Annotated in this window: 23 protein-coding genes; 5 read left to right on the top strand and 18 right to left on the bottom strand. The window is 54.8% G+C overall.

The genetic code is table 11. The annotated features are described in order from the left end of the window. Window positions 1–79: 79 nt before the first annotated feature. Entirely contained in the window at window positions 80–1,240 is a 1,161-nt protein-coding gene (locus tag B4O97_RS01610) for a DctP family TRAP transporter solute-binding subunit (RefSeq protein ID WP_083047664.1), read from the bottom strand. Between the two features lie 275 nt (window positions 1,241–1,515). Between B4O97_RS01610 and B4O97_RS01605 the strand changes: the two genes are divergently transcribed. Continuing rightward, window positions 1,516–2,190: a GntR family transcriptional regulator gene (locus B4O97_RS01605; RefSeq protein ID WP_083047662.1), complete on the top strand. Its 675-nt coding sequence runs from the start codon at window positions 1,516–1,518 to the stop codon at window positions 2,188–2,190. Between the two features lie 6 nt (window positions 2,191–2,196). Here the strand turns inward: B4O97_RS01605 and B4O97_RS01600 are convergent, their stop codons facing one another. From B4O97_RS01600 to B4O97_RS01570, 7 genes are all read right to left on the bottom strand, one after another. After that, entirely contained in the window at window positions 2,197–3,138 is a 942-nt protein-coding gene (locus tag B4O97_RS01600; protein WP_158084094.1) for a glycyl-radical enzyme activating protein, read from the bottom strand. A 5-nt stretch (window positions 3,139–3,143) separates the two neighbouring features. Continuing rightward, window positions 3,144–5,525 (bottom strand): glycyl radical protein, encoded by a 2,382-nt coding sequence (locus B4O97_RS01595; RefSeq protein WP_083047660.1) that lies wholly within the window; start codon window positions 5,523–5,525, stop codon window positions 3,144–3,146. Between the two features lie 26 nt (window positions 5,526–5,551). Next, window positions 5,552–6,328 carry an enoyl-CoA hydratase/isomerase family protein gene (locus tag B4O97_RS01590; RefSeq protein WP_083047658.1) on the bottom strand — a complete coding sequence of 259 codons (777 nt, stop codon included), beginning with the start codon at window positions 6,326–6,328 and terminating at the stop codon, window positions 5,552–5,554. 10 nt (window positions 6,329–6,338) lie between these two features. Further along, on the bottom strand, window positions 6,339–7,865 hold the full coding sequence (locus B4O97_RS01585; protein WP_083047656.1) for an acyl CoA:acetate/3-ketoacid CoA transferase: 1,527 nt from the start codon (window positions 7,863–7,865) through the stop codon (window positions 6,339–6,341). A 6-nt stretch (window positions 7,866–7,871) separates the two neighbouring features. Then, window positions 7,872–9,176 (bottom strand): TRAP transporter large permease, encoded by a 1,305-nt coding sequence (locus tag B4O97_RS01580; RefSeq protein WP_083047654.1) that lies wholly within the window; start codon window positions 9,174–9,176, stop codon window positions 7,872–7,874. Beyond that, entirely contained in the window at window positions 9,173–9,730 is a 558-nt protein-coding gene (locus B4O97_RS01575) for a TRAP transporter small permease (RefSeq protein WP_083047653.1), read from the bottom strand. The genes B4O97_RS01580 and B4O97_RS01575 overlap by 4 nt, the downstream gene beginning before the upstream one ends. A gap of 75 nt (window positions 9,731–9,805) precedes the next feature. After that, the gene (locus B4O97_RS01570; RefSeq protein ID WP_083047651.1) at window positions 9,806–10,819 is read right to left on the bottom strand and encodes a TRAP transporter substrate-binding protein; all 1,014 of its coding nucleotides are present in this window, start codon (window positions 10,817–10,819) and stop codon (window positions 9,806–9,808) included. A gap of 279 nt (window positions 10,820–11,098) precedes the next feature. On the opposite strand from B4O97_RS01570, the gene B4O97_RS01565 reads away from it, so the two are divergent. Beyond that, window positions 11,099–12,133 (top strand): LacI family DNA-binding transcriptional regulator, encoded by a 1,035-nt coding sequence (locus B4O97_RS01565; RefSeq protein ID WP_158084093.1) that lies wholly within the window; start codon window positions 11,099–11,101, stop codon window positions 12,131–12,133. 38 nt (window positions 12,134–12,171) lie between these two features. Here B4O97_RS01565 and B4O97_RS01560 read toward each other — a convergent pair whose 3' ends face one another. From B4O97_RS01560 to B4O97_RS01530, 7 genes are all read right to left on the bottom strand, one after another. After that, entirely contained in the window at window positions 12,172–12,906 is a 735-nt protein-coding gene (locus tag B4O97_RS01560; RefSeq protein ID WP_158084092.1) for an SDR family NAD(P)-dependent oxidoreductase, read from the bottom strand. 107 nt (window positions 12,907–13,013) lie between these two features. After that, the gene (locus B4O97_RS01555; RefSeq protein ID WP_158084091.1) at window positions 13,014–13,757 is read right to left on the bottom strand and encodes an SDR family NAD(P)-dependent oxidoreductase; all 744 of its coding nucleotides are present in this window, start codon (window positions 13,755–13,757) and stop codon (window positions 13,014–13,016) included. A 2-nt stretch (window positions 13,758–13,759) separates the two neighbouring features. Continuing rightward, window positions 13,760–15,109 (bottom strand): FGGY-family carbohydrate kinase, encoded by a 1,350-nt coding sequence (locus B4O97_RS01550; protein ID WP_083047643.1) that lies wholly within the window; start codon window positions 15,107–15,109, stop codon window positions 13,760–13,762. A gap of 76 nt (window positions 15,110–15,185) precedes the next feature. Then, window positions 15,186–16,145, bottom strand: coding sequence for a transketolase family protein (locus B4O97_RS01545; RefSeq protein ID WP_083047641.1), 960 nt, complete (start codon window positions 16,143–16,145; stop codon window positions 15,186–15,188). Continuing rightward, a complete protein-coding gene (locus B4O97_RS01540) occupies window positions 16,142–17,008 on the bottom strand; it encodes a transketolase (protein WP_083047639.1) in 867 nt (288 codons plus the stop codon). Before B4O97_RS01540 ends, B4O97_RS01545 begins: the two co-directional genes overlap by 4 nt. A gap of 19 nt (window positions 17,009–17,027) precedes the next feature. Then, window positions 17,028–17,477 carry an RpiB/LacA/LacB family sugar-phosphate isomerase gene (locus tag B4O97_RS01535; RefSeq protein WP_083047637.1) on the bottom strand — a complete coding sequence of 150 codons (450 nt, stop codon included), beginning with the start codon at window positions 17,475–17,477 and terminating at the stop codon, window positions 17,028–17,030. Window positions 17,478–17,610: 133 nt separating this feature from the next. Then, window positions 17,611–18,975 carry a transaldolase family protein gene (locus B4O97_RS01530; protein WP_198946996.1) on the bottom strand — a complete coding sequence of 455 codons (1,365 nt, stop codon included), beginning with the start codon at window positions 18,973–18,975 and terminating at the stop codon, window positions 17,611–17,613. Between the two features lie 202 nt (window positions 18,976–19,177). Here B4O97_RS01530 and B4O97_RS01525 point away from each other — a divergent pair, with 202 nt between their 5' ends. After that, a complete protein-coding gene (locus B4O97_RS01525) occupies window positions 19,178–19,942 on the top strand; it encodes a GntR family transcriptional regulator (protein WP_158084090.1) in 765 nt (254 codons plus the stop codon). Between the two features lie 46 nt (window positions 19,943–19,988). After that, on the top strand, window positions 19,989–20,891 hold the full coding sequence (locus tag B4O97_RS01520; RefSeq protein WP_083047633.1) for a dihydrodipicolinate synthase family protein: 903 nt from the start codon (window positions 19,989–19,991) through the stop codon (window positions 20,889–20,891). 84 nt (window positions 20,892–20,975) lie between these two features. On the opposite strand, the gene B4O97_RS01515 is transcribed toward B4O97_RS01520, so the two are convergent. The 3 genes from B4O97_RS01515 to B4O97_RS01505 all read right to left on the bottom strand — a co-directional run bounded on the left by B4O97_RS01515 (window position 20,976) and on the right by B4O97_RS01505 (window position 23,946). Continuing rightward, on the bottom strand, window positions 20,976–22,250 hold the full coding sequence (locus tag B4O97_RS01515) for a TRAP transporter large permease (protein ID WP_083047631.1): 1,275 nt from the start codon (window positions 22,248–22,250) through the stop codon (window positions 20,976–20,978). A 12-nt stretch (window positions 22,251–22,262) separates the two neighbouring features. Then, the gene (locus B4O97_RS01510; protein WP_198946995.1) at window positions 22,263–22,844 is read right to left on the bottom strand and encodes a TRAP transporter small permease; all 582 of its coding nucleotides are present in this window, start codon (window positions 22,842–22,844) and stop codon (window positions 22,263–22,265) included. 94 nt (window positions 22,845–22,938) lie between these two features. After that, complete coding sequence (locus B4O97_RS01505) at window positions 22,939–23,946, bottom strand: sialic acid TRAP transporter substrate-binding protein SiaP (protein ID WP_083047629.1); 1,008 nt, start codon at window positions 23,944–23,946, stop codon at window positions 22,939–22,941. A gap of 189 nt (window positions 23,947–24,135) precedes the next feature. Here B4O97_RS01505 and B4O97_RS01500 point away from each other — a divergent pair, with 189 nt between their 5' ends. After that, the gene (locus tag B4O97_RS01500; RefSeq protein WP_083047627.1) at window positions 24,136–25,110 is read left to right on the top strand and encodes a C-terminal binding protein; all 975 of its coding nucleotides are present in this window, start codon (window positions 24,136–24,138) and stop codon (window positions 25,108–25,110) included. The last annotated feature ends 87 nt before the right edge of the window (window positions 25,111–25,197 follow it).

Below are 25,197 nucleotides of genomic sequence, written 5' to 3'. Positions count from 1 at the left end.
AGACGGCAGCCCGCCTGTGAGAGCGGACTGCCATCGCAACACCCTTAAGGGGTGTCGGTAGAAAAAAGGCAAGAAGAGATTAGCGTCTCCAACCGAGTTCTGCTTCCATCTGCTGAACACTGGTCAGGAAGCCGTTAACCATGTCTTCTCCAAGCTCGCCTTCCAGGTATTCGATAACCGCGGGCTGGGAAACCTTGCGGAATTCAGCCTTTTCGCCGGCGGTGGGGAAGTAAACCTGCATCTGCTTGGCAACTTCTTCGAACTTGACGATATTGGATACCATTCTCTCTGCAACGTTGTTGGCACGAGCTGCCAGCATTCCGCCCTGAACCAGGATCTGCTGAACGCCTACGGGCATGTCGTTGAACTTCGCAGCGTTCATAACCATGACGTTTTCGGACCATACGTGGCCGTCCATGGTCAGGTATTTCTGAACTTCCTGGAGTTTACCCAGGGCGATGGAGGAGATGGGGTTCTCTTCGCCGTCAACAACACCGGTCTGCAGTGCGGTGTAGAGCTCGTTCCAGGCGATGGGAACAGCGCTTCCGCCCATGGACTCGATCATCTTCACGTATACGGGGCTCTGCATAACGCGGAACTTGATGCCCTTGAGGTCTTCGGGTTTGCGGATTTCACGTACGTTGTTGGTGAAGTTTCTCCAGCCGTTCTGACCCATACCGAGGTACTTCATGCCGGTTTCGTCTTCCATCTGATCCATCAGGTCTGCCCACCATTCGCTCCGCTCGAAGTAGCCGACGGCGATGTCGTCTGAGCTGAAGAGGTAGGGGATGGTGAAGATCTGGAAGGGATCAAAGAAAGAACCGAGAGATCCGGTACCAATGTTGATGTCCATGGAGCCCTGCTGAACCATTTCCAGGGTTTCCCGGTAGGTTCCGAGCTGGCCGGCACCGTAGAGGTCAATCTTGACAGCTCCGCCGGTCTGGCTTTCCACGTAGTCCTTGAAGAGCAGTGCCTGAGCATGCTCGGGGTCGGGAACATTTGCCTGCTTGGGCCAGAGGGTGGGGTCATCGTAAGCCAGTCTGAGGGTAACCGTACTCGAAGGCATGGTCATATCGATCATGTCGGGGATGGCCTCAGAGGATGCTGCCTGCTGAGATTCGGCGGGAGCCGCGGGGGCTGCAGCCTGGGCAGGCTCTTCTTTGGCGCATGAAACGGCAAGAAGAGACAACACTACCAAGAGAGAAATGGAAAGTTTACCTAGCCATTTTTTTCCTTGCATGAAAAACTCCTTTTCCACAAGATTTAGTATTTGTACAACCCAGAGATAAAGGGTTGTATTACATCCTTTATACTACGATATGGACTTTACGTCAAACATTTTCCATAAGCTTTGCTGATCGTATACATAAACGATATTAAATCGATAAGTAGAGCGAGCTGCATCTGAACTGTATACAAGTTTACCTGATTTAATCAATATGGGCGCGAAAAAGAGAAAATTTTCTTATATACAATACTCCGGGGCCGTGTAATAATGGTTAGGGTTGGGACATTATGGAAAACAAGAATACTAAAACGACTCGGCATGAAATTTACACCACCCTTTTCAACAGGATAATACAAAACGAATATCCTGAAGATACCTGGTTGCGGGAGGACCTCCTGGCCCGGGAGTTCAATGTCAGCAGATCCCCGGTGCGCAGTGTACTGCAGAATCTCGAACAGGACCACCTGATAGAGATTCTTCCCAAGAGGGGAGCCCGTATTTTTCCCTTTACCGCGGACGATCTCGAGGATATTTACGAACTGCGCAGGGAACTCGAGTCTCTGGCCCTGCGAAGGGCGGCAAACTCTCTGAGCATACAGAAGCTGCTTGAAATGAAGGCCCTTATCCTGGGGTTGAAGGACAGTCTCGACTTCCAGGAGCATGCACGGGTGGACGGGTATTTTCACTCCTATCTTATTCAATCCAGCGGCAGGCGGCGGCTTATCCGTATGCTGGATCAGCTGTACCGGCTTACCCAGACCTTCTGGGAGCTGAGCCTGAGGCAGCAGTTTTCCAAGGATGTCACTATCCAGGAGCATATAGAGCTGATAGACGCCCTCTGTATCCGGGATATCGAGAAAGCCTCGGAACTGCTTACCCGGCATATCGAGAACAGTAAAATCCGGGTCCTCACCCTGGTAATCCAGGGGAATATGGTCCAGGAGTCCCAGGTTAAGAACTAGGCTCTTCTAGTGCTGTATATGCAGTTCGACTCCCAGGTCCCTGCAGATACGGACTGCTGTCTTCAGGATTTCCGAACCCGGGATTTCCACTGATCCCAAAGTATATTCCTTGCCCTGCTGCCGGTACTTGTGAATTCCCAGGCGATGGTAAGGAAGAAGTTCCGCCCGGGATATCCCCAGTCCCTTTAATACCCTGGCCATGGCAGATAACTCCCCTTCGGTTCCATTGAGTCCGGGAATAAAGGGAATACGTACCCGCAGCTGCTCCGGACGTTCCGCGGCAGTCTGCTCCAGGTTCACCAGAATCCTCTCGTTGGATTGTCCGGTGCATTCCCTGTGGAGTCCGCTGTGGGCGGCCTTGAAATCGAAGAGGATGAGGTCTGCAAGACTGCTAACTTCCCTGTATACTTCCGGGGCAGCATCTCCGCAGGTATCCAGGGCTGTGTGAATTCCCTCTGTTTTCAGGCGTCCCAGGAGCGCAGCCGAAAATTCGGGCTGCAGAAGAGGTTCACCCCCGGAGAGGGTAACTCCGCCTCCGGATTCCTCGAAAAAAGGCCGGTCCCTGCAGAGCAGCTTTGCGGCTTCGTCCACGGATATGGTGTAACCCTCAACCGAAAGCGCCCGGGCGGGGCAGGCCCGGGCAGCGGCTATAAGGGCAGGATCGCTTCGCGGGGCTGCGGGAGGTATGACAATTTTTCCCTCACGGTCCCGTTCAAGAAGGCCGCTTCCGGCAACCTTCTCGCATTCGTGGCATTCAGGGATGCAGAGTTCCCGGTTGTAGCTGACTTCGGCTTCCATACTCCAGCTTTCAGGGTTGGCGCACCACAGGCAGCGCAGGGGACAGCCCTTGAGAAAAAGGGTCGTCCGTATACCCGGTCCGTTGTGGAGGCTGAAGGTTTCGCAGTTAAAAACTGTCCCCCTGATTTCGTTGTGCACGGTATTATCCACGGCGCCTAAAAACTCTCCATCTCGGCCCGGGATATTATCTCGTTCTGAACATCCCGGCTCAGCTGATTCCAGTTGGTAACGTAAGCGGCGACCCGGATCAGGAAATCTGGATACTTGTCCGGATTCGCCTGGGCATCCTTGAGAACCTCCACGTCCACGACATTGAACTGAACATGAAAGCCTCCCATCTTGAAGTAGGTGCTTATAAGGTTCTGCAGCCTGGCCGTTCCTTCCGGGCCGGACAGCAGTTTCTTGTTGAGCTTCATGTTCAGCAGGGTACCGTTTATGGCCTTGTGGTGAGGGAGCTTCGACTGGGTGGTGAAGATCTCGGTCACGGAGCCGTTCTGCAGTCCCTGAGATGGTGAACTGGCATCGGATAGGGGAGAGAAGGCCATCCGGCCGTCCGGAGTCGCCCCGACCCGGGCGCCGAAACCTACATGGGCCGTGAGGCTGTAGAGACTTGCAGTATAGAGCCCTCCCCATATATCCCGGTAACGGCCTGCGGTGTCGCAGCAGTAGGTGAAAACCTCTCCCGCCAGGGAGTTTATATCATCCCTGTCCATACCAAACCGGGGGGTCTCCCGCAAAAGACGTACACGGAGTACCTCATTATTCCTGAAATTTTCTCCAAGGTTGTCCACCAGGTCCCGGAAGTTTATGCTCCGGTGCTCGAACACAAAGTGTTTTATCGCAAGCAGTGAATCCACCACCGTGGCGAATCCCACGAACTGGACGCCTGTGTGGTAGGATGTGGCGCCGCCCTGGTTGACCTCCCTGCCGCTCTGCATGCAGCCGTCTACAAGCAGAGATTCGTAGGGTTCCGGCCAGCAGTGTTTATGGGCAACCTGTAAAGCGGTTATGCCCTGAACCGTCAGGTCAAACATGTAGGCAATCTGCCGCTGCAGGGCGGAGAGAAACTGGCTGAAATCCTTGAAGTCCTCCGGGCTTCCTGTCTGGGGCCCGAGGCGGCTGCCGCTTACCGGGTCTATCCCGTCGTTAAGGGCCAGTTCAAGGCATTTTGCCAGGTTGAACATGGCGGCGTCGGCCCAGGTCCAGGTTTTACCCGGGACTCCGTATTCGACGCAGCCGATAAAGGCCCAGTCCTTTTGGGCAGTCTCTTCCGATAATCCCGCCTGGCGGTACATGGCGGAACCCACATGGTAGTTGAAAAACTTGGGCTTTGAGTTTGTTGCCACAAGTTCCGTTGCCGCCCGGAAAAACCCGGGATTGATCTTTTCGGTCCACAGAAAGCCGATATCCGGCTGATAAAGTTTTACCTTTTTCTCCGCCTCCAGAAAGAGGAAGCTCAGTTCGTTGGTATCGTCCTCTCCGGCGGCGTTGATTCCCCCCAGCTGGACCGGCTGTCCCACGGGAAAGCCGCCGTAATTCTGGGCGGCGTTGTTGTTGTAGAGCTTCAGGATGTCGTTTGTCTTGAAAAAGAGACTTACAAGAAGAGCCAGCGCTCCTTCCCTGTCGATCTCTCCGGAAGCAATACTTGATCGATACCAGGGATACAGACAGGAGGCGGAGCGTCCCAGGGTTACGCCGTAACCGTTGGAGTCGATATAACAGACCAGGTGGGTGAACCAGAGGCTCTGGACGGCTTCGGCGAAACCTGCGGCGGGCTCCCAGGGCACCCTGCGGCAGACCTCCGCGATTTTTTTCAGTTCCCTTCGCCGTTCTTCCTCCTTTTCTTCAGCGGCCATGGAATCGGCAAGCTCGGCGTAACGGAGGGAGAAGTCTCTGACGGCGGCACAGATGGTCAGCACGGCCTCGTAAAAGATGCGTTTTTCGTATCCCTCTTCCCGGCTCAGGTCCAGGGTCATAAGGGCTGCTTTAGCCTGTTCGCTTATGCCGCGAAAGCCCTGCTCCAGTACCTTGGTATAATCCGGCAGAAAGTGTCCGGTACCGCAGGTGAGCATGTTTTCCGCGGAGAATACCCCGGCTTCCCGCATCCGTACCGGACCTTCCGGCATCAGGGAGAGGCCGTACTCCTTCAGGGTTTTTCCTTTCCACAGGGGAAGGATCCTCCGGAGCTCTGTTTTTGTCTCTTCGCTGACTTCGAACTTGTCTCCCGGCCGGGTGCCGTAGCTGTCCATCTCTTCGAGGATAAAATCGGCACCGCCCTCGGGAAATACCGGAGCGGAGACGGGTTCCGGTCCAAGATTGCCCGCCAGGAGTTCCCAGGGTTTGATGTAGATGCTCATTTCGGCAAGGATGTCCTTAAGGGCCTGTGCCCGCCGGGTTATGGGATGGGAACCTTCGGTTCGGGCATAGGACCTGGTCACGATATCCGCCCGTTCAGATGTAAGCTTCGGCTTGAGAAGACGTTCAAGGTAGAAACTGCGGACTTCCTGCAGCCGGATGGGGTTGTCCAGATACGACATAAGGCGACTCCTGTGTAGATAATCTGCTATTTTTTCCGCCGTTTTTCGAAAAACTCCTCAAGTCTGCGGGAGGTATCGCTGGAACTCATGGCGGCGGTGGAGGCGGCGGCCTCTTCGAATTTCATGCGGGGATTGTCCGGACTGTCAGCGGAATTGATAAGCTGTTTTTCCATGGCCACGGATATCCGGCTGTTTGCGCTGATGCTTGCGGAGATCTCCTCGAGCTTTTGCTGAAGCTCCTCTTCCGGTCCGTACCAGTTGATCAGTCCCCAGTCATAGGCAGTTGCGGCATCGATCGGCCGGGCGGAGAAGGCCATCTCCTTGGCCCGGGCTGCGCCGATCCTTAAGGGAAGGCGGTGACTCCCTCCCCAGCCGGGAATAAGACCCAGCCCTGCTTCCGGCAGGGCGAAACGGGCATTATCGGCGGCATAGATAAAGTCGCAGGCCAGGGCCAGCTCAAGTCCGCCTCCGCCGGCAAAGCCGCGCACAACAGCGATGACCGGAAGCTCCAGTTCCTGCAGCATGTTGAATACATCGTGTCCCCGGCGTACCCAGGGTCGGATACTCTGGCTGTCGATCTGCTGCAGGGCCTTCAGGTTGGCCCCGACTACAAAATATCTGGGTTCCGAACTCTCCACAAGGACCAGACGAATATCGGGACCTGCGGAGGCGATACCTTTTACAGCCTCCTCCAGCTGGTCGATAACATCATAATCCACCGCCGGGGGTTTTCCCGGCGGATCAACGCTGAAAATGATGCGCGCCACCGGGGCGCGCAGTTCGATTTTTACAGTGGTAATCATGAAAAGGTCCTCACTCCCGGAAGAAGTCCGGGTCCATCTCTTTCAGATCCGGTGAAATAAGGGGCTTGAAATCCATATGTGCCAGAATGTCCCGTTCAAGGTCGACTCCCGGGGCAATCTCCTCCAGCATCAGCCCTTCCGGGCTGCGGGAAAAAACCGCCCGTTCCGTGACATAGAGTACCGGCTGTCCGAGGCTGCCGGCGTAATCACCGCTGAAGGTGATCTGGGCCGCCCGGTCCACGAATTTCCGTACCGAACCTTCCTGGTCGATGCTGATTTTGCCGTCTCCCACGGAGCACTTGAGCCCCTTGGCAGTAAAGGTCCCGCAGAAGATCACCTTTTTTGCGTTCTGGGTAATATTGATGAAGCCTCCGCAGCCTGCGAGCATGCGTCCGACCCGGCTGGAGTTGACGTTCCCGTGCTGATCGACCTGGGCCATGCCAAGATAGGCCAGATCCAGCCCGCCGCCGTCGTAGAATGTGAACTGGGCGTCCATGGGAATTATGGCCTCCGGGTTGTAGGCGGTGCCGAAGACTACGCCCCCCGCGGGACGTCCGCCGATGGATCCCTGTTCGACGGTCAGGGTAAACTTGTCCAGGATGCCTTCTTCGGAAGCCACGGCTGCCACTCCGTCAGGTGCGCCATATCCAAGGTTTACGATGGCTCCTTCGAAGAGTTCCTTCGCCGCCCGCCGGGCAATAATCTTCTTCGGTCCCAGGGACAGGGGTTCCATCCTTGTAAGGGGAATCCGGACCTTCCCGGCAAAGGAGGGTTCGTAGCTGTGCAGACAGGTCTGGGTCTGTTCGGGATCCACGACGATATGATCGACGTAGATTCCCGGGATACGTACCTGCTGCGGGTCCAGGGTTCCGTTCTCAGCCAGATACTTGACCTGGGCTATAACCGTCCCTCCGCAGTTTTTGACTGCCTGGGCGATTGCCATCCCCTCCAGAAAGGGCCCGTCTTCCTCATTGGTTATATTTCCGTTAAGGTCGGCGGTGGTTCCCCGGACAAAGGCAAAGTCGAACTCAAAGCGGGGGAAGAAGAGCCACTCTTCGCCATCCAGTTCTATGACCTTTACCAGGTCTTCCGTGGCGAGATCGTTGGCCTTTCCGCCCTCGAGGCGCGGGTCCACGTAGGTGTTGAGGCCTATCTTGGTAATGACCCCCGGTGTTCTGGCAGCCACGGCGTGAAACATATGGGAGAGTACCCCCTGGGGAAAGTTATAGGCCTCCACCTGGTTTCCCAGGATCAGCTCTCCCATTTTGGGGGACATCCCGAAATGTCCTGCAATGTCACGCTTGACAAGGCCCGCAAAGGCGATAAGGTCGATTCCGGTGCCCTCCTTGTTGCCTATGCCCGTGGAATGGACAATGCTTATTCCCTTTGGGTTTCCGTTTTTCTGAAAGCGTTCTCCCAGCTTCTTCAACAGCAGGGTGGGTTCACAGATGCCGCCCCCCGAACCGTGGAGGGCAACCCGTGCGCCGTCCCCTATGAGGGCGACGGCGGCTTCGGCGCTCAGTATTTTATCTTTCATAACAGTCTATAAAAAGAGTTCCGGCATGAAGGCCTGGGGAATAGCCAGGGTCAGGGACGGAAAGAATATGATCAGAAGCAATACCGCCAGCATGGAAAGCAGGAAGAGTCCGACCTCCTTGAGGGGACGCATGGCGTTAATCCCGGCGATCTCGCTGGATATCAGCAGGCAGAGCCCGTAGGGAGGGGTTACCAGTCCGAAGGCCAGGGAGACAACTCCCACGATGGCGAAGTGAAGGGGGTGTATCCCGACATGCTCTGCAATGGGAGCGAGCAGGGGCCCGAGGATGACGATGGCGGGAACGGAGTCCATGAAGGTTCCCACCAGCAGGAAAATTCCCACAAAGATCATGAGCATCAGGGAGGGTGTGGTCGTAATACCGCCGAGAACGTCAACCAGGAAGTTCGGGATTTTGTAGTAGGCCAGGACCCAGCCGTATATGGAGGCGCTTCCTACGGCAAAGAGCACGATGGAAGCCAGCTTGGCGGTATCCAGCATGAGACCGACAAACTTGTTGAAGGAGACGGTTTTGTAGATGAACATACCCAGGAAAAGGGAGTAGATAACCGCCACCATGGAAGCTTCGGTGGGGGTAACGATTCCGAAGACGATACCGCCGACGATAATCAGCGGTGTAACCAGGGCCAGGATTGCTCCGCGAAAGCTCTGAATAAATTCCTTTATGCTGAATCGCGCGTCCCGGGGATATCCCCGCTTGAGGGCAAAGTAGAGTACCAGGGCCATCTGAAAGAGGGCGATCATTACGCCGGGAACAAAGCCGGCCAGAAAGAGCCCGGAAACGGAGGTACTCATGACCCCGCCCCACACAACCATGGTAATACTTGGGGGAATGATGTTTCCCATTACCGCCGAACAGGCTGTAACGGCTACGGTGAAGTTCTTGTCGTAGCCCTCTTTCTCCATGGCGGGAATAAGTACGGAACCGATACCGGCGGCATCCGCATTGGAGGAACCGGAGATACCTGCAAAGAGCATACTTACCGCAACATTAACGTGGCCAAGACCGCCGGGAAGGGGTCCCACCATGGAGCGGGAGAACCTGATCAGCCGGTCGGTGATCTTGGCCTCGTTCATGATGACAGCGGCCAGTAAGAAGAAGGGTATCGATAATAGCAGAAAGGACCCGTACTGAACCATCATGCGCTGCAGCAGCATGAGCGGCGAGACCCTGGGAGTGAGCAAAAGAATAGGTACAACGGCGAAGGCCAGGGTAAAACTGACCGGAACGCGTAAAATAATGAGGACGATAAGCAGTATGAACATTATCGCGGCGACTGTTCCAGCTGTCATTTGTCCGTTTCTCCTTCTTTAGTGTCTTCATCTTCGTGATGGACCTGGTAGGAATCGGCCATGTGGTGTTCTTCCGTCTGGTCCTTTTTTATAAAGTCGTGGTAAAACCTCTCAATCAAGAATATCAGCCATGATACGCCGGCAAAGGGGACCGAGGCATAGAGAAAACCAAGATTTATACCGGTAAGCTCAGAGGTCTGGATCAGTCCCCACTGCATAAAAAAGCGGTATCCGTAACGGACAAATACATAGGTGACAGTCAGCGTAACAAAATAGTTGAGAATTTTTAGAAACATTTCGAACCATGGAGGGACTCCGCCGGCGAAGATATCGATGTAGAAGTGCCGGGATTCCCTGAGGCCGACTACCGAGCCCACAAAAACCATCCAGATAAGGGATATGTTGGTGACTTCCAGGGTCCACAGGAAGCGGGGAATAAAGGGTATGTAGCGGCCTGCAACAGTCAGGGCGACGGCGCCCAGCAGGATGAACATCAGGACAATCATTACGCGGATAAGGAATTTCGCGTACAGATCAAACAGTTTCAAGGGCATCGGTTTGCTCCTCTGAATTAATGGAAAAGCAGGCCGGAGTCCTCCGGCCTGCGGGTAAGGTGAAAAGCTTAATCTCTAGAGATTCTGGATTGTTTCGACGATATCGGTGGCACCGACTTCTTCGGCGTACTTCATTACTTCCGGCATTGCCCTGCGGGCCATCTCGTCTTTCTGCGCTTTGGTAAACTCGATTACCTTGAGGCCATGGCCGGCTACCAGTTTGTCTATGATCTGCTGTCCCAGAGCCACTTCCGCCTTGCGGTGCCAGCGTCCGGCGTCGAGTCCGGCCTTTATAATGGCATCCTGCAGGTCCTGGGGAAAGCTCTGAAGTCTAGACTCGGAGAAGCAGAGGATACGGGTGGTGATCTGATGCTCGGAAAGAGCATAGTAGGGAGCGACCTCGTAGAATTTCATGCCCTCAAGTCCGGCGGGTTCGTTCTCGAGACCGTCGACAACACCGGTTTTTATGGCGTTATATACCTCGGTATAGTCCAGGGGAGTGGGGTTCAGGCCGATGGCGCCGAATACCGCGGCGTGCAGGGGGGAACCCTGGACCCGCAGGTCGATCTTGCCGAAGTCTTCGAGGCTGCTGACCGGCTGATTCAGGATCAGGCTGCGGGCTCCGCCTCCGCCGTAACCGATGAAACGGACGCCTTTTTTCCGAATGGTTTCCGCGATAGAGTCGAGGGCGCCGGCTTCAAGGGACTGTTCCCAGTGCTCGATGCTCCTGAAAAGGAAGGGTGCGTCGATGATGGGGGCTGTTTTGTCCCAGGTTGCGGCCCACGCGGGGGATACAACCGCAAAGTCTACGGAAACTCCCTGCATCATGAACTCGAACATGTCCTTTTCGGTTCCGATGGAGCCGGAGTGGTGAAGTTCGTACTTCAGTTCGATGGGACCGGTGTAGTACTCATCGAGGAGCTCAACAAACTTTTCCATTGCCTGATAGTATACATGTCCCTTGGGAAGCATGACGCCGCCGACGAGAGTAATGGACTCAGGTGTTCCGCTCTCTTTTCCGCCTTCCGCAAAGGAAGCAAGGCTGAAGATCAGCATCAGTGCGAGAGTCAGTCCAACAATCTTTTTCATGAATAGTCCTCCTGTTAATTTTTCCGTGCACAGTTCTTTCGTGCATTGGATTGGAACGATTCAATGAAAACGATAGCAGGGGTTTTGGTTGCTGTCAAGAAAATTGTTTTTCAGTACTGCAATTTTGTACTATTTTTAGTTTAAGCTTCCGGATAATGTGTTCAAGTTGGGTTTTTTATTTATTGACAGTTCGCTTATGGGAGCATAGAATTACACCGTTCCAATTTCAAAGAAGGTATTTGTAGGGTGAACCGGCAGACAGGAAAAACCAAGAGAAGGGTGACGATCAAGGATATCGCCCGGGAGGCGGGGGTCTCAAAGTCGACGGTCTCTCTTGTGCTGAAAAACAGCCCCCTTATAACGAAGGAGACCGCGGCCCTGGTAAAAGCGGCAAGCGAATCCCTTGGATATGTCTACAATCGTACCGCCGCCAACCTGCGGACCAGCCGCTCCTTTATTGTCGGGGTCCTCATCAATGATCTGGGTAACCCCTTCTTTGCCGAGCTGGTGCCGGTAATAGAGGAGTGTCTCGAACCGGAGGGAATCGTCGTTATGCTCGCCAATACGACCGAGAGCCCGGAACGTCAGAGAAAGGCCATCTCCACCCTCCTCGAACATAATGTGGAGGGGCTGCTTATCAGTCCCGCCAGGTTTTCCACCCGGGAAGATCTGGGTCCTCTGGTCAACAGTAATGTTCCTTCGGTATTTATAAACCGCTATCTCAGCGATTATCCGGGGAATTATGTGGGCGCCGATAACGTCGTGGGTACGACCATGGCGGTGGAACGTCTGCTTGCGGCAGGCCACAGGCGAATCGCTTTTGTGGGAGGCGAGGACGGCTCGTCGCCCCGGCCTGAGCGGCTGGAGGGATTCCGGATCGCCTTTGACAAGTATGGTTACAGCCCGGATCCGGAATTAATGGTCACCGCCCAGGGGAGCCGCTGGGGAGGTTACGCGGCCATTCGGGAACTGGTGTCCCGTCCCGATCCTCCCACGGCGGCCTTCTGCTATAATGACATTATAGCCCTGGGGGTCATGCTGGGGCTGCGATCAAAGGGTATTCAGCCGGGGCGGAATTTCGGCGTCATTGGTTTCGACGATATCTCCGAAGCCAGGCTGTGGACTCCCTCCCTCTCCACCATTGCCATTCCTCCGGAACTCATAGCCCGGAGGGCGGCGGGTTTTCTTCTGCAACTGATTGAGAATCCGGGAACCCCGGAACGGATACTGATAACTCCCCGGCTTGCGATACGGGAGTCCTGCGGAACCGCCGAAAAGTTGAACCCGGGGCAAAAAAAAACCATCGGCGCCTGATACTGCCGCCGATGGCTTTTTACGGTCTGTACTGACCCCTAGTACATGAACAGCCCGCCGTTTACATCCACCGTCGCGCCGGTCATGAAGTCGTTCTCGATAAGATACTTGACAGCCTGGGCGATATGCCGGGCCCGGCCGTTCCGCTTAAGGGGCGTATTCTCCTTGAAGCTCTTCATCTTTTCCGGGGTGGAGACCTTTTCGTGGAAGGGGGTTTCGATGACTCCCGGGGCTACCGCATTTACCCGTATCTTCTTCGGTGCCAGCTCCGTGGCGGCCCCGCGGGTAAAGGTATCCAGGGCTCCCTTGGATGCTCCGTAGAGGGTGGCGGAGGGGGCACCGTGGCGCATGGCAATGGAGGTCATGTTGATGATAACCGGATCTTCCGCCTTTTCCAGCAGGGGTACGCAGAGGGAGGTAACCTTCATGGTGGAAAAGGTATTCAGGGCGAAGGTTTCGATCATGAAATCCCAGTCCAGTTCGTTTATCGGCTGGCGCCGAATAAGACCGCCGGCATTGTTGACCAGGACATCCACAACGGGGAACAGTTTGGCGCATTCAGCGACAAAGCGTTCGCATTCATCGGATTTTGAAAGGTCAGCCTGAAGCAGGTGGGCCTTTCCTCCCGCTTTTTCGATATCCGCGGCAACGGCTTCCGCCGGACCTTTGGAAGAGTAGTAGTGTACAATGATTTCGTTTCCCGGGGCCAGCATACGGGAAGTCTCAGCCCCGATTCCGGTACTGGCACCGGTTATAATTATCTTTTTCGCCATTAAAAACTCCAGAAATGTGGTTATTGAATCGTTCCAATTGTATGATATCGTACAAAACTGAAGTGTGCAAGCCTGCCTCCCCATGAGGTCAGGGGAGGCAGGGCGTCTCAGGCCTGTTTGAGCAGAAAGCCGCCGTCGACACCGAGGACTGTCCCGGTTGCTGCAGATTGACCGGCAAGGTAGAGGTATGCTTCCGCCAGTTCCTCCGGCTGTATCCAGCGTTTGATCATTGTGGATTCGATAAAGCCCTTCTTTACCTCCTCCGGCGCCGTGTCGTAAGCGGAGGTAAGGACAAAACCGGGGGATACCGCATTTACGCAGATCCCAGGTGCAAGCTCTTTGGCCAGGGTCTTGGTAAAATTGATCAGGGCAGCCTTGGCCGCGGAGTAGGCCATAATCCCCTCCCGGCCGGTATGGTCGAAACCCCGGACCGAGACGGTATTGATTATTGACCCTTTGCCTTTGTCGATCATTCCAGGGGCTGCCCGGCGGGAGCAGTTCAGGGCGGTAAAAAAGTTGATCTCGAAAACATTCCGCCACTGGCTGACTTCGGAGTCGAGAAAGGGGGTGGGAAGGGCCGCGCCGGCGTTGTTGATAAGCACCTCCACGGGACCGAAGCTCTGTTCCACGCGGCGGAAAAGCTGGTCAACCTGGTTTTCGTCGGTCAGGTCGGCAGCGAAAAAGAGGGCTTCTCCGCCCTGTCGGCGAACAGCCTCCGCGGCGGCTTCTCCTCCCCCGGCATTGGATCGGGTGGTTATGGCCACCCGGGCCCCCTGCCGGGCGAAAAGTTCAGCTATCGCCCGGCCGATATTGGCTCCCGCCCCGGTTACAAGGACGGTTTTGCCTGCCACACTCACAGTTCACCTTCGAGGTGCTTGCGGGCCAGAAGGGCCGCTCCGCGAAGGGAGGACTGGTCACGATAGACGTAGCTGCTGTCCCGCATCCACTGTTTTTTTGCTTCAATCAGAATGTCGTTAACCGCACCGCCGGTTACGAAGATCTCCTTTGAAATGGGGATCTCCAGGGAGATCTCCTTGAGGTGCTCCCGCTGATATTCGCAGAGACCCCGGACCATGGCTGCAAGGAGTTCTTCCCGGTCGGATTCCTGGTTCATGCCGGTAAACTCGGCTTTCAGGGGTTCCAGGGAGTAACGGGATCCCATCAGATAGGGGGTGTAGCGTACATTGCTCTCCCGGGTCAGCCATTTCTCCATGGCGACGGGCATAAAGTCCGACCAGAACTGGTCGGGGGTCATCTCGGAGCAGAAGAGCTGCTGGAACCACTCAAAAGCCTTGCCTCCTGCGTTCATGACGTAGAGGGTAAGCCAGCGGTCGGGAAGCACATGGGCCCGTATATTGTATTCCGTGGAGGGGTAACATTTGGGCAGACAGACAAGGCTGATCTCGCAGGTACCGTTGACATTGATCATCTGACCCGGTTCGTTTACCCCGGCGTCGTAGGCCGCCAGTACCGCGTCGTTTCCGCCGATTATTACCGGGGGCTTTTTGGTCATACCCAGTTCCGCTGCAAGGTCCGCCTTGACGTTTCCTGCGCTGTCATAGGAGTGAATAACCTTCGGCAGGCGGTCGACGGACAACCCGAAGGCCGAGGCGATCTCCTTGTTCCAGGTAAGATCGTTCCGTACTGTATTGTACAGGGCGCTCAGGGAGGCGGAGGAGGGATCGATGGCGAAGGAGCCGGTGAGCCATTTTGCTATGTAGGTGTTGGAATGGCCGAAGCATACGGACTTTTCGTAGGCCTCCGGTTCGTTTTCCTTGATCCACAGGATACTCGCCAGGGAACAGCCTCCGGCGACCGGCATATTGGAGGTTTCATCCAGAATTTTCTGAAGACCAACGGTCCGGATGATATCGGCGGCCTGCTTGCGGGATCTCTGGTCCAGCATCAGGATGGCCGGATAGGTCGCTTTTCCATCGGCGTCCATGGCGCTTAAGCCCGGGGTCGTACCGGAAAGGGATACCGCGTCGATTCCCCCCATCAGGTCCGCCATTTGCCGGCAGCCGTTGCGGAAGGCCTTCTCCCATTTTTCCTGCTCGATATCCCCGAAGGTACCGTTGTTGTAGACATTTACGGGATAGGATTCCGAATACTCCCGCACCTGTTCAAGATTTCCGTCCTTATCGGTGGTAAAAACCCCCATTTTCATCGAGGTGGTACCGATGTCGACTCCAAGAATGTTCATGCCCCTCTCCTTGTCCCTTTGATTGTTCTGCTTGTCACAGAAAAATCCCCCGGTACAGAACCGGGGGAATAGAGTGTTATTTCAAGATATTTCTGACCGTGTCGGCGATCTGTCCGGCCTGCAGGCCGTAGAGTCCCAGGAGCTCCTCGTAGGGTCCGTTGCTGGCGTACTGGTCCTTGACGCCGATCATGTGGACCGGGGTTGGCCGATTTGCGGAGCAGAGCTCAGCCACGGCACTTCCGAGACCGCCGGTCACATAGTGTTCTTCCACGGTGACGATGCGTCCGGTACGTTCAGCCGCCTCCAGTACAAGCTCCGTATCCAGGGGCTTTACCGTGTGCATGTCGATCAGGCAGACGCTGACCCCTTCGGATTCCAGGCTCATGGCGGCCTTGACGGCATTGGCGAGCATGGTACCGGTGGCTATGATCGTTACATCCGTCCCGTCCATAAGGACGTTACCCTTGCCCGCCTCGAAGGGAACATCGCCATTATAGATGCCGGGCATGGGTGGACTTCCTATGCGGATATAGGCCGGTCCCTTGAACTCGGCCGCCGCCTGTACGGCCTTGTGAATGCTTACCGGGTCGCCGGGATTCAGGATCGTTACACCGGGGATGGTCCGGATAATGGCGATATCATCCAGGGAATGGTGAGTCGGACCCAGGTGGGAGTAGGTGAGACCTGCGCAGCGTCCCACAACCTTGACATTCTGCTGCATATAACCCAGGTCGTTGCGGAACATCTCGTAGGGCCGGGCGGTTACAAAGGGGGCGATGGCAGCGTAAAAAGGGATCAGGCCCGTGGATGCAAGCCCCGCGGCATACCCTATGGCCCCCTGCTCCATGATGCCGAACTCGTAATGCCGCTCCGGGAACTTTTTGGCGAAGGGGCCCATTCCGGAACCTGAGGAGCTGTCGGTGGAGAGGGCTATTATTTCGGGTATAGCGCTTCCCGCGTCAGTCAGGGCTTCCCCGAAGGTCTTGCGGGGATCCTTTGCTTCGGTGAATGTTCTGTTCCAGCTTACCGTTTTCATTTCAACCCCTTCCGTGCGTTTTCCAGAATTTCGCGAGCCTTTTTCAGGTCAGCGTCAGCGGTTTTCATTTCATCGGCACCGGCCTTCCAGTAGTGGTAGGCCGCGTCTCCTTCGGCGAAAGAGAGTCCCTTGGATTTGACCGTATCGGCGATGATTACCGAGGGTTTTCCCGCCTCGAAAGGTGCCGATTCGATGGCTTCCACCACCTGTTCGATATTGTTGCCGTCGATGGTTTTAACGCTCCAGCCGAAGGCGGACCAGCGATCTTCCAGAGGTTCGTAACTCATTACTTCGGTTGTCTTCCCGCCGATCTGGAGTCCGTTGCGGTCGACAAAGGCCAGCAGATTGTCCAGTTTGTGGTAGGAGGCTGCCGCTGCGGCCTCCCAGTTGGAGCCCTCCGCCTGTTCTCCGTCCCCCATGAGTACGAAAACCCGGTTCTTTTTCTCCTGGGCCCGCAGACCCATGGCCATGCCGCCGGCTATGGAGAGTCCGTGTCCCAGGGCTCCGGTATTGGCCTCTACTCCCGGCTGTTTTTCCATGCTGGGGTGGCCCGGCAGGGGGGACTTAAGGTCTCCGTAGGTATCCAGATAGCTTTCCGGCAGAAAACCCTTCTCCGCCAGGGCTGCATAGAGGATAAGACATTTGTGTCCCGCGGAGAGGACGAAACGGTCCCTCTCGGGCCAGTCGGGCCGTTGGGGATCCACCCTCATAATACGAAAGTAGAGGGCCGTAAGTATCTCGGTTGCAGAAAGGGCTCCTCCCAGGTGACCGGAACCGGAGGCCTTGATCATTCTGAGGACTTTCTCCCGCAGGGACAGGGCCTTCTCTTCCAGTTCCCATTTTTCCTGTGCGCTTAGACTCATAGTGTTTTCCCGCCGCTCCCTAGGCCTCGTGCTTTTTTGCGTAATCAACGTAGGCCTGGACCTTGGGTTCGGACCTGGTTCCGGGCTCCCAATCCGCCTCAAGATAGGTTTTTACCATATCCCTGGCGATTATCGGACCGATGGTCTGGGCGCCCATGGTCATGACATTGGCGTTGTTGCTCTTTACCGCCCGTTCAGCGGAATAGACGTCGGTACAGAGGGCCGCGTAGATCCCGGGCACCTTGTTGGCGGCGATGCTTACGCCGATACCGGTACCGCACAGCAGTATTCCCCGGTCGTATTCTCCCCGTGCCACGGCTTCGCCGACTTTAAAAGCGACATTGGCATAGATGGGATCTTCGCTGCCCATGTCGGTGTACTCATAGCCCCATTCATCCAGACAGGATTTAATGTAATCCTTGAGATCGCTGGCGTTTGGGTCGCATCCTATGGCTACTCGTTTACTCATGTACTGCTCCTTACTGTGTCTTCCTGGAAAAAATTTACGGACACCTCAAAAAACTGCTCTTTTCCCGCGGGCGCGGCAAAACCTTTCCTCCTCGACTATGGAAAAAATACCACGTTTTAAAGGTGTCCTTACGTTATTTTGCTCCGCTGGCAGCGTTCATGAAGCGACGCTGGTAGGAAACCACCTGGTTGGCACTGGTAAAACGGGCCAGATATTCAGGTTCGGCGGTTACCACCACTCTGTCCATCATGTCGGCAAATTCCGGATCAGCCAGAAGCCGGTCGATATCGGGATAGTTGTAATCCCCCTCCATGCTGCAGATTATCAGCCTGGTTTCCGGAAGGTTTACCTGCCGGAGCATACGTAAATTATGACGTACACCATCAAGGCCGTCAATATGTCCCTCTCCATGGACACCCCGCTGCTGAAGAATTCGCCTGGCCATCTTCATGACCTCGATCAGGTTCATATCCTTGTCGGCGGGGCTCAGGTAGTCCTTCGCGATCATGAAACTCCGCAGTTTCTCAATATACGAAACATCTTCGGTAAGATCAAAGAAGTCCAGGAGGCGTTTCATCTCCTGGCTCTGGGCCAGCCGGTGACGGACAAAGCTGTTGATAAAGTAAGGCTTTGCCTGCAGAGCCATTGCGGTCTGCTGAGCTTCGAACATGAGGGTAAAATTGATCTTGAAGCCCTTTTCCCGCAGAATCATCGCCAGGTTATGGCCCCGGAGCATGTCCTCGGTGCTTCCCTGGTCAAAACGCCCGCTGAAGAGTTTGTCTCCCTGAAGGAGCTGATCGACATTTTCCGCGTTGATCGGTCCGGTGTGGGGAATTTTTATGACGACCCGGTAGGGAGAAAGCATCTCCCGGAAGTGTTCCGCTTCGTCCAGGATCTTCTCTACATCGTCGAAGGGGTTGTTGACCTCCACGCTTATGTCGCAGCCCGGTCCCAGGATCTCCCCCAGGGCAAGCATGACCTCGTCCCGGTCTTTGTACTTGTTGCCCACATTCGCCTTGGGATTGTTGATGAAGAGGTCGTAGATTATTCCGGGATTGCAGGTAAGATTTGCCAGCTGGCTTTTTATGGCCGCGACCTCGTAGGGATTGGCGCTGTCGGCGGAAAAAAGAAAATTTGTGGCCCGCTTCTGGCTGTTTTTGTCGTAGCTGATATCCCTGACAAGATCCACCCGCAGAATACCCTCGGCTTCCAGGTTGAAATCAATCCGGAATCCCGGGGGTGTCTCATTGGCAGGGGTGGGAAAGGTGTCCAGAACCTGCTTGTAGTTTCCTGTAACCCCGATCCTGCGTACCACGGGCCGGATTCGGGAGTAGCTGTCCCAGGATATGGGAATATCCAGCACGTGCTGCAGGTAGTCTGCATCGTCATCTATGAGGCTCGCCCCCTGGATATCCTTTGACGATCCGACGAGGGAACGAAGATTGGCGGAAAGGTGCGGTGTCATGGGTACGGTACGACCCAGATTGAACTGATCCATTTGATCCTCCTGTCATATGAGTGGACTGTCCACTCGTTCTGAAAGCTACCATACTACGTGGATAGGCCACCTGTCAAGTTTATTCGGGTAAAACCAGTAAAATAGGGGTGAATTTGGTGAAAAAAGTGGTTGGTGGCTTGGCCAAAGGTTGATTTTGTCCCCGGGGCAGGGTAAAATGCGTTGTAAAAAAGGCGGAATGCATATGATGATTAACAAGGATCCAATCTATCAGCAGCTGAACAGGCTGCTGCGTCAGAAAATCTCCGGCGATGAGTATCAGGTGGGAGATAAATTTCTCACCGAACGGATGATCTGTGAGGAGTACGATGTGAGTCGGGCCACGGCGAACAAGTCTCTCTCCAGTCTGGTCTCTGAGGGACTTCTGGAATTCCGCAAGGGTGTGGGGACCTTTATCCGCTCGAAACCTTCGGTGGGGAAGCTGCTGAAACTGACCAGTTTTACCGAGAACGCCAGACATGCCGGCTACGAGGCGAAATCGGTGGTACTCCGCTTTGAGCGCCTGAAGGCAAAGAATATCGAAGCTGCCATTTCCGAAAAACTGCAGGTAGGGCCAGAGGAGGACATCTATCGTATTGAACGGCTCCGCAAGGCCAATGACGTTCCCATGATTCTGGAACACCGCTATATTGTGGCGGATTACTGTCCGGACCTCTTTGAGCAGAGCCTGAAGGATTCCCTCTACCGCCTGTTCACCGACAAGTATGATCTGAACATTACCGGAACGGACGAGACGATTTCCGCCGTAACCATTACCAGAGAAGAGGCTGAACTCCTGGAGATTGAGGAGGGAAAAGCGGGCTTTCTGGTGACTTCCGTCGGCTATATCGACGAGCATATCCCCCTCTGGTGGGAACGGACCATCCATAAGCCCGATGCCTTTGAGTACCGCTGCCAGGTGCGGCCGAACCAGGCTCAGCAGGAGCTTAAAGGACATCTGATACTGTAATTTCCGGGGTGAAATGCCCCTTCCTAATTTTAATTCTGGAGTATTTATGGACTATGCAAGCAGACTGAACGGGGTATTCCCCCCCTGCGCCACGGTTTTCGAGGCCGGAACGGAAGAGGTAGCCTTCGACAGGATCAGAGGAAACCTGGAAAAGTACAACTCCACGGATATCCGCGGCTTCATGCCCCTGGGTACCAACGGGGAGTTCCGCAGTCTTACCGACGAGGAGTCGGTCAAGGTAATCCGGGTCTATGCAAAATACCGGGACCCCTCAAAGACGATCCTTGCCGGAGCGGGGAGGGAATCGGCGAAGGCGACAATCGAAATCATTAAACTCTATGCGGACCTGGGGGTTGATTTTGCATCCCTGCTGCCTCCCCACTACTTCACCTCCGCCATGACCGACGATGCCCTGGTTCGCTACTACACCAGCGTTGCGGATGCATCTCCTGTACCGGTACTGCTGTACAATATCCCCAAATACGCCGGGGGGGTGGTGATTTCTACGGATCTTATCCGCCGGGTGGCTGAGCATCCGAACATCGCTGGAATGAAGGATACCTCCAGCGAACCCATAGTACCCTATATCGATGCCGTTCCCAGGGGGTCGAACTTTTATATCCTGGCGGGTACCATAAACAAATTCTACGAAGGCCTCAAGCACGGGGCCGTTGGCGGGGTGCTCTCCATCGCCGACTATCTGCCGGAAAAGTGCTGCGAGCTGCAGCGGCTGCACGAAGCGGGAAAAGCTGACGAGGCTGCATCCTTCGATGTATGGATCAGAAAGCTGAGCTCAAATGCCGCGGGAAAATACGGAGTCCTGGGAGTAAAGGCCGCTATGGATATCATGGGCTATGCAGGGGGAGCTCCCCGGCTGCCCCTCGCTCCCCTCACGGATGAGCAGAAGGCCGGTCTCAGGGCGGCTCTGGAAGCCGAAGGGATGGTCTGAGTCCGGGTCTTCTGCAGCCGGAAAAAATAAAAAGCCCGTTCTGCTCAGCGCAGGACGGGCTTTTTTTATTCCCATGAAACTGTCTTACTGAAAGATAAGCCTGGGCAGCCACATGGCGATGGGTTCCACAAAGGTAACCAGCAGCAGGACTGTAACCAGGGGAATCAGAAAAGGCAGCGTAGCTGAGGCACAGCGTTCAAAGGGCACCTTCGCCACTCGGGACAATACGTACAGTACCATTCCGACCGGAGGGGTCAGAAGACCGATCATCAGGTTCAGGACCATGATTACCCCAAAGTGGATCGGATCGACTCCCAGTGCAACGACCGTGGGCAGCAGTACGGGGGTGAGGATGGTAATGGCCGCCAGGGTCTCCATAAAGAATCCCACCACAAAGAGAATGATGTTTATAAGCATCAACACTACAAACTTGTTCTGGGAGAAGGCGAGCAGGGCGGATGCGAAGTTCTCCGTTACCCGGTTGGCCGTAAGGATCCAGGCAAAGATGGATGCCCCTGCCACTATCAGCAGAATAACCGCCGTGGATTCGATGGTCTCCATGCTGACGGCCATGAACTTCTTTACCGTCATGGTGCGGTAGACAAAGCCCAGAATCAGGGAGTAGGCCACCGCTGCAATGGCAGCTTCGGTGGGGGTAAATACCCCGGTGGCGATGCCGCCTATAATAATGACCGGAGAGAAAAGCGCCGGCAGTCCCTTGATAAAGGTTTGACCCAGGCGTTTCAGCGAGAAGGATGAATCCTTCGGGTAATGTCTTTTCTTCGCGAAGTAGTAGACCAGAATGGAGAGGGCGAGCCCCATCAGGAGACCGGGAATAAAACCAGCAATAAAGAGTGCACCGATTGAGGTTGATGCCATGACTCCGTAGATAACCATGGGCAGGCTCGGCGGGATTATGGGACCTATCGTCGAGGAGGCGGCGGTTACAGCCACCGAGAAGTCCCGGTCGTAGCCTGCATCGTCCATGGCCTTGATCTCGATGGTTCCCAGCCCTCCGGCATCGGCTACCGCGGCACCGGACATACCGGCAAATATTATGCTCGCGCCGACATTGACGTGGCCCAGCCCACCGGGAAGCCAGCCGACGCAGGCCTTGGCAAAGTCGAAGATCTGGTTTGTAAGCCCCGCGGCGTTCATCAGGCTTCCTGCGAGAATAAAGAAGGGCACTGCCAGCAGGGGGAAGCTGTCGACACCCATTACCATGCGGTGAAGGATGGCGAAATCAGGAACCGCATTGGTCAGGTACACCCATATCATGGAGGATCCGCCCAGGGCTATGGCAATGGGGGCTCCGATAACAATCAGGATAAGCATTGAAATAAACAGTACAGCAATCATTGAACAGCCTCCCTACTCGATCTCTTCCGGTAATGGATGGTCCGAGTCATTAATGACCGGGATATAACCGCTCTTCCAGTGTTCCCAGGCCACCTGAACACTGCGGATGGTCATGATGACGAAGCCGACCAGAACCGGGATGTAGATGTAACTCATGGGATAGGGCAAAGCGGTCATTCGCTGACGCGCCATAATGGGCATGATGCGGAAAGACAGGTACATACCGATACCGAAAAAGATAATCTTGATGATGTCCACCATGGTGGACATTACCCTTCCTACCTTGGCGGGCAGAAAGCGGTAGAAAACCTCAACATAAATGTGGCCCCGCTTACGCACGGCCATTACCGAGCCCATAAATCCGGTGGCGATAAGAAGATAGCGGGCTACTTCCTCCGTCCAGGCGATGGATGAGTTTAAAAAATAGCGGGTGAAGAACTGGGCAAAGACTACCGCGGCAAGGAACCAGAAGACAATCAGTACAAGGTAATCCTCTATGGCGTAATCCTTGAAGTGAAAGTCGTACTCCTTGTCCATCATCTGGTTTTTATCGTTGTCGCCGCTTTTTGGGGGTTGGGTATCTCCCGTGGACATATTGCAACTCCTTAACCAATCAATAGAAAACGCGGGGAACATATGTTCCCCGCGAGATAAAAGTATAGCAAAAATTACAGTTGAGCGGAAGTTGTTAATCCGCCAGGGCCTGCATCTTGTTGTACTGTTCAACAGTCCAGGTCATCTTGTCGCCGCTGGTCAGGTAAGGAGCAACAGTCTTGATAAAGGCTGCCCGGTCAACATTCTGGTTGACGGTTACACCCTGCTCTTCGAACCAGGGGATCAGGTCTTTTTCGGCCTGGTCTATGGCGTTTGAAGCCTTGGCTGCAGCTTCTTTCAGGACATCCTCAAAGATCTCTTTGTCGGCATCGCTGAGCTTGTTCCAGGTCATGGAGCCGACAATGGTGAAGAGGTTGTTTGTCATGTGCTTGGTCATGTTGATGTAGTCCTGGACCTCGTAGAACTTCTTCGCCTTGATGGTGGGAAGGGGGTTCTCCTGGGCATCGACAACACCCTGCTGCAGTGCCAGGTAAACCTCGGCAAAAGCGATTGGAGCCGCATTGGCGCCGACAGCTTCGGTAAAGAGCAGGTAGACCGGGGCATTGGGAACCCGGATCTTCAGGTTCTTCATATCCGCGGGGGTATTGATGGGTTTGTTCGAGGTAACACAGCGGGCGCCGTAGTAGGTTACCGCCAGGGCCTGGTGGCCGCCGGAAGCGTCCGCGTAGCCGTCTGCAAGCTCGTTAAAGAAGTCGCTGTCGGCAAAGTTCTTCCAGTGGTCGAAATCCTTGAACATGAAAGCGGCTTTGGTCATTCCGAGAGGTCCGTAGGTACCGGCAAGAAAACCGCCGCCGGCGTATACGATGTCCACGGTACCGAGGCTCAAGCCTTCAACGATGTCCGATTCCTTACCAAGAGAGGAAGCGGGGAATACTTCGATCTTGTAACGTCCGTCAGTACGCTTTGCGATCTCGTCGGCTGCCCACAGGGCGTATTCATGGAATGCTTCGCTGGTTTCGTACACGTGGGCGAATTTCAGAGTAACTGGTGCTGCTTTGCCGCCGGTCTCCTTTTGACCTTCCGCAACAATTGTGCCCATCGCCAACATAACGACGAGCAATACAAGTAAAAGCTTTCTCATTCTGACCTCCTAGTCATTCAGATATGTTTGTACAATTTTCTCATAGTCCTCCATTCAGGTCAAGGAAAATCCTTTTTTCGTATACTATTTTATGCTATACTGTTCTTGACTATCGCTACTTATTTAACTAAAGATGAAATAGTAATTGTGATTCCCGTATGCTGTTAAATGATGCAATAAGGAGTTTTTATGAAGGCAGTAATAATTGACGATCGTTATGAAAGTCATGCCCTGGAAAGGGAAGAGTTCAAAAAAGCCGGGGCCGAGGTTGTTGAAATAACCAATGTAAATCCCTCGGATGATCAGATCGTTGCCGAGTGTAAGGATGCGGACGCCATTGTGGTAAACCTGGCTCCCCTGGGGGCTGAGCTCCTGGGCAAATTTGAAAAGTGCAGGGTTATCGCCCGTTACGGAGTCGGGTATGACAGCATAGACGCTGCTGCGGCTACGGAAAAGGGCATTCTGATCTGTAACGTCCCCGACTACTGTATGGAAGAAGTTTCCGACCAGGCTCTGGCCCTCTTTATGGCCTGCGCCCGGCAGATCCGCTTCCGGGACGCTTCGGTTCGCAAAGGGGACTGGGACGCCAACGGTCCCACCCCCATCTATCGTATAGCGGGACGCAAGTTCGGTCTTGTGGGCTACGGACACATTCCCCGGGCCCTGCACCGAAAGCTGAAGGGTTTTAACCTGGGAGAAGTCCTTATCTATGATCCCTTTGTTGATGAGGACGAGATCAAAAAAGCCGGCGGCCGGAAGGTTGATTTCGATACCCTGCTGAAAGAGTCTGACTATGTTTCCATCCATGCACCGCTGAACGAGAAGACAAAGCATCTTTTCAACGCCGAGGCCTTCTCCAAAATGAAGCCCAGTTCAATCCTGGTAAACACCTCCCGGGGCGGTCTGGTGGATACCGCTGCCCTGGTGGATGCCCTCAAGTCCGGCAGGATCGCCTGGGCCGGTATAGATGTTCACGAACAGGAACCGGCACCGGCGGACTATCCCCTCAAGGCAATGGATAACGTTGTGCTTTCGGACCACAAGGGCTTTTATTCCGAGGAAGCCCAGGCGGACCTTCAGCAGAAGGCTGCCCGAGCTGCCGCCCAGGTCCTGATGGGGGAGATCCCCGCGAGTGTTGTAAACAAGGCCGCCATCAAAAAGTAGACCGGCACATTCGAGATTCGGGCAAAAAGAAGGGGGCTGTCTATTAAGTAGGCAGTCCCTTTTTAAATTTACATGTGCTATAGGTTA

Origin of the sequence: Marispirochaeta aestuarii, assembly GCF_002087085.1 — a bacterium.
Lineage (GTDB): Bacteria > Spirochaetota > Spirochaetia > JC444 > Marispirochaetaceae > Marispirochaeta > Marispirochaeta aestuarii.
The sequence above is the reverse complement of the archived record's forward strand: the minus strand, read 5'-3'. Positions and strand labels throughout refer to the sequence as shown.

Bases quoted from the DNA above. Each gene is read 5' to 3' on its own strand.
- B4O97_RS01520 (WP_083047633.1), top strand. From the start codon at position 19,989: ATGGACTATGCAAGCAGACTGAACGGGGTATTCCCCCCCTGCGCCACG.
- B4O97_RS01590 (WP_083047658.1), bottom strand. From the start codon at position 6,328: ATGATTACCACTGTAAAAATCGAACTGCGCGCCCCGGTGGCGCGCATC.
- B4O97_RS01575 (WP_083047653.1), bottom strand. From the start codon at position 9,730: ATGCCCTTGAAACTGTTTGATCTGTACGCGAAATTCCTTATCCGCGTA.
- B4O97_RS01540 (WP_083047639.1), bottom strand. From the start codon at position 17,008: ATGAGTCTAAGCGCACAGGAAAAATGGGAACTGGAAGAGAAGGCCCTG.
- B4O97_RS01535 (WP_083047637.1), bottom strand. From the start codon at position 17,477: ATGAGTAAACGAGTAGCCATAGGATGCGACCCAAACGCCAGCGATCTC.
- B4O97_RS01510 (WP_198946995.1), bottom strand. From the start codon at position 22,844: ATGTCCACGGGAGATACCCAACCCCCAAAAAGCGGCGACAACGATAAA.
- B4O97_RS01595 (WP_083047660.1), bottom strand. From the start codon at position 5,525: ATGTCGTATCTGGACAACCCCATCCGGCTGCAGGAAGTCCGCAGTTTC.
- B4O97_RS01500 (WP_083047627.1), top strand. From the start codon at position 24,136: ATGAAGGCAGTAATAATTGACGATCGTTATGAAAGTCATGCCCTGGAA.
- B4O97_RS01580 (WP_083047654.1), bottom strand. From the start codon at position 9,176: ATGACAGCTGGAACAGTCGCCGCGATAATGTTCATACTGCTTATCGTC.
- B4O97_RS01610 (WP_083047664.1), bottom strand. From the start codon at position 1,240: ATGCAAGGAAAAAAATGGCTAGGTAAACTTTCCATTTCTCTCTTGGTA.
- B4O97_RS01545 (WP_083047641.1), bottom strand. From the start codon at position 16,145: ATGAAAACGGTAAGCTGGAACAGAACATTCACCGAAGCAAAGGATCCC.
- B4O97_RS01525 (WP_158084090.1), top strand. From the start codon at position 19,178: ATGATGATTAACAAGGATCCAATCTATCAGCAGCTGAACAGGCTGCTG.
- B4O97_RS01550 (WP_083047643.1), bottom strand. From the start codon at position 15,109: ATGAACATTCTTGGAGTCGACATCGGTACCACCTCGATGAAAATGGGG.
- B4O97_RS01585 (WP_083047656.1), bottom strand. From the start codon at position 7,865: ATGAAAGATAAAATACTGAGCGCCGAAGCCGCCGTCGCCCTCATAGGG.
- B4O97_RS01515 (WP_083047631.1), bottom strand. From the start codon at position 22,250: ATGATTGCTGTACTGTTTATTTCAATGCTTATCCTGATTGTTATCGGA.
- B4O97_RS01505 (WP_083047629.1), bottom strand. From the start codon at position 23,946: ATGAGAAAGCTTTTACTTGTATTGCTCGTCGTTATGTTGGCGATGGGC.
- B4O97_RS01560 (WP_158084092.1), bottom strand. From the start codon at position 12,906: ATGGCGAAAAAGATAATTATAACCGGTGCCAGTACCGGAATCGGGGCT.
- B4O97_RS01530 (WP_198946996.1), bottom strand. From the start codon at position 18,975: ATGGATCAGTTCAATCTGGGTCGTACCGTACCCATGACACCGCACCTT.
- B4O97_RS01570 (WP_083047651.1), bottom strand. From the start codon at position 10,819: ATGAAAAAGATTGTTGGACTGACTCTCGCACTGATGCTGATCTTCAGC.
- B4O97_RS01605 (WP_083047662.1), top strand. From the start codon at position 1,516: ATGGAAAACAAGAATACTAAAACGACTCGGCATGAAATTTACACCACC.